At 44.9% G+C, this 3444-nt stretch carries 3 protein-coding genes and 1 riboswitch; all 3 genes read right to left on the bottom strand.

What is annotated here, in order from left to right:
• Nucleotides 1-164: 164 nt before the first annotated feature.
• Entirely contained in the window at nucleotides 165-1136 is a 972-nt protein-coding gene (locus QUA50_RS26375) for a GTP-binding protein (protein WP_333268072.1), read from the bottom strand.
• Between the two features lie 245 nt (nucleotides 1137-1381).
• Nucleotides 1382-2416, bottom strand: a complete 1035-nt coding sequence (gene cobW, locus QUA50_RS26380) for a cobalamin biosynthesis protein CobW (RefSeq protein WP_333268071.1) — start codon at nucleotides 2414-2416, stop codon at nucleotides 1382-1384.
• A 369-nt stretch (nucleotides 2417-2785) separates the two neighbouring features.
• The gene (locus QUA50_RS26385; RefSeq protein ID WP_333268069.1) at nucleotides 2786-3196 is read right to left on the bottom strand and encodes a DUF1636 domain-containing protein; all 411 of its coding nucleotides are present in this window, start codon (nucleotides 3194-3196) and stop codon (nucleotides 2786-2788) included.
• A gap of 22 nt (nucleotides 3197-3218) precedes the next feature.
• A riboswitch (cobalamin riboswitch) is annotated at nucleotides 3219-3365 on the bottom strand.
• Nucleotides 3366-3444 lie beyond the last annotated feature (79 nt).

The following is a 3444-nucleotide window of genomic DNA, read 5'->3' on the forward strand; positions in this document are numbered from 1 at the left end:
GGAACAGGCCGAAAAGCCTGTTCCGTTCCACAAGAGATGAATTTTCTTCTTGTGGAACAGGCCGAAAAGCCTGTTCCGTTCCACAAGAGATGAATTTTCTTCTTGTGGAACAGGCCGAAAAGCCTGTTCCTAAAAGGCTTATTGAAAATGCTTCAAGATGTCAGTTAAACCAGACACCGACGGAAACCCTCTCGCAATTGATTTTCGTTTAAATTCCGCCCGATGAATACAAGCTCATTTTTCGGAGTTTCCGTGGCTTTCCAAGGTCGATCCGGCTTGCCATCGAACAGCATATGCACTCCTTGAAAAACAAATCTGTTGTTCTCTCCAGCCATATTCAAAATGCCTTTGCTCCGAAAGATATTCGTGCCTTGAGTTCGCAACAATTCGCCTACCCAATCGCTAAATTTGTTGCCATCAATAGCACCGGATTCGACTATTGCTACGGAACTTACTGTTTCGTCGTGTTCGTGGGCGTGTTCGCCCAAAAAGTCTGGTTCTATTTCTAATGCCCGGTTCAAATCAAATGCTTTGACGCCCAACAAAGCATCCATTTGTAATTCAGCATTGCGGGTACGGTAAACTTTTGCCATTGCATTCATGGCGCGAATTCGCTTTTCTAATTCTGCCAATTCTTCATCAGTCACTAAATCAGTTTTGTTGAGCAAAACTACATCGGCGAATGCAATTTGTTCTTGAGCTTCGTCTGCGTCCCAGTGCTGCCAGATGTGCTTGGCATCGACTACCGTGACAACTGCATCTAGCAGTAATGTGTCCCGCATATCTTCGTCTACAAAAAATGTCTGAATTACGGGTGCAGGGTCGGCTAAGCCTGTGGTTTCGATGACTATGTGGTCAAATTTGTCTCGCCGCTTCATTAAGTTGCCGATAATCCGAATTAAATCGCCTCGGACTGTACAGCAAATGCAGCCGTTGTTCATCTCGAAAATTTCTTCGTCGGCATCAATTATCAGTTGGTTGTCGATGCCTACTTCGCCGAACTCGTTGACGATGACTGCAACTTTTTTGCCGTGTTCCTCTGTTAAAATTCGGTTAAGCAGCGTAGTTTTGCCTGCACCCAGATAGCCCGTGAGAACGGTAACAGGAACTGATTCGATCGCCCCAGCAGTCACCATACTTGACCTCGATTATTTTACAATAATAACCATTATCGCTATTTTATACCAAACTCGCTGCTAGTAGCAAGTATATTAAAAAATGTTAAGAGTTTTTAACTAGAGGAATACCCAGTCTTTGGTTCAAGGCTTACCCGTGGGGCTAGAAACCGGGTTTCTACGATTTTTGGAAGAACGAGAAATATAGGAAGAAACCCGGTTTCTGAGGTCAGCGTGCGTGGCTAAGGATTAATGACTCATGACAATTAATTGTTAATCATAGCTGCAATTCGATCGCGCTCTAACTCAAGACCGATCAGCACTAATTTAGTTTGGCGGAGTTCGGAAGGTTGCCAAGGGCGATCGTAAAAATATTCTATCCGCGAACCCACACCTTGCAACACCATCCTCATCGGTTTCTTGGGAACCGCCACAAACCCTTTAATCCGATAGATTTCCTCCTGCTGCATCAGCGATTGCAGTTTTTTCACCAAAGCTTCAGGTTCAAATTCGCGATCGGCAATAAAGAAAGTCGAGTTAATATCATCATCGTGCTCGTGTTCCTCCTCAGTGTCGTGGTGACTTGGGCGAGACTCCAAATCATCCTCAACCGCTGCATTAAATCCCATTAACACATCGGGGTTAATTTCGCCACCTTTGCAAGGCACAATTTTCACACTCGGACGTAACTCTTGCTGCAACCAGCTTTGGACTTTCTTGTGAGTTTCAGAATCTACGCGATCGACCTTCGTTAAAAGTACCATATCGGCACAGGCTAACTGGTCTTCAAACAATTCCTCGATCGGAGTTTCGTGATCTAAACTATCATCAGCCTGCCGCTGTGCCATCAAAGCATCGATATCACCGACAAAAGAACCGCTAGCAATAGCTTCGCAATCGACAACAGCAACCACACCGTCTACAGTAGCACCCGTGCGAATTTCCGGCCAGCGAAAAGCTTGAATCAAAGGTTTAGGAAGTGCGAGACCAGAAGTCTCAATTAAGATACAATCAATTTGTTCTCTGCGCTTCAACAATTCCTGCATAGTCGGCAAGAATTCTTCTTGAACAGTGCAGCAAAGACAACCATTTGTTAGTTCAACAATATTGCTGCTAACATTTTCTTCTTCGTCGCAAACTTGGCAATCGCGCAGCAGTTCTCCGTCAATTCCAATTTCGCCAAATTCGTTAACCAGAACAGCAATCCGGCGACCTTGATTGTTTTGCAATAAGTGGCGAATTAAGGTAGTTTTACCGCTACCGAGAAAACCAGTGATGACAGTAACAGGAATTTTGTGCATTGATAATTGAGCTGTTGTAGTGTGATTGAATATCTTTCAATTTTGGGTCAGGCAATTGCGGACAGAAAACTCGTTAAACCGACAGTCCGGCAGGGGTTTAAACCCCTGTCTCAAAGCGAAAGTCCTCTCAAGAGGACTAATGAGTTTAAAATTTTTATTCTCATACCATTTTTCTAAAATCGTGCAACACTCTTCGACCCCCCCTAACCCCCCCAAGGCATCGGGGGCGAACAAGAAAACTGTTGCATTCTTTTTTAAAATTGGTATCAGTCCTCTTTAGAGGACTTTCGCTATTAGCCAGGGACTTAAGTCCCTGGCGGATTGGTGGCCTTAGTTATCGCCGATGGGCAAAGCCTGAAAGGAAATAGCTTAATTTGCCAGTGGTGGAATCTTTGCTAAAACACCTTTTTTCAGAGCTTGAGGACGCTCAGACCAAGGCAACAAACCGTCCGGTTTAGCATAGTATTGACCCGCGCATTCGAGTACAGCTTCGACGGTTTCCGACTCATTTGCAGGTAAATCGCCAAACAGATAAGTGTACTTTCCAACAGCAGCAAAAGACACCGCACAAGAGTGACTGCAAGCACTCATGCACTCAACCTCTTGAATCTCAAACTTATCAGAAAACTCCCAATCTTTAGCGAGTTGCGACAAATTTTCCATAAATTGTTGACCGCCGCTTTTGCCTTCGCGCTGGCCATTTTTCCAAACACTAGCGCAAGCAGTGCAAACAAATAGACTGTGCTTTGTGCGTACAGCCGTGTTAATTCCATCCATCATCCGTACCTCGCAGATGCGTTCAAAAGTGAGTTAGATATCGGCGGGCATTCTGACTTGAGAAACCACAACGGTTTCATTACAGTTGCGGGACAGCGCCGGACTTGCACCGAACTTTCCCCGTTTCCTCTAACGGCTGCTCCCCGCTAGAACCGATCGCGAAATCACATCATACCGCACTTGCCGCCTTTTTGGAAAAAAGTTATGTTGGTAATGTCGATCCATCCGAAAAAAATAACTCTTTGTGGAAC

The organism is Microcoleus sp. M2_D5 (assembly GCF_036701935.1).
Lineage (GTDB): Bacteria > Cyanobacteriota > Cyanobacteriia > Cyanobacteriales > Microcoleaceae > Microcoleus.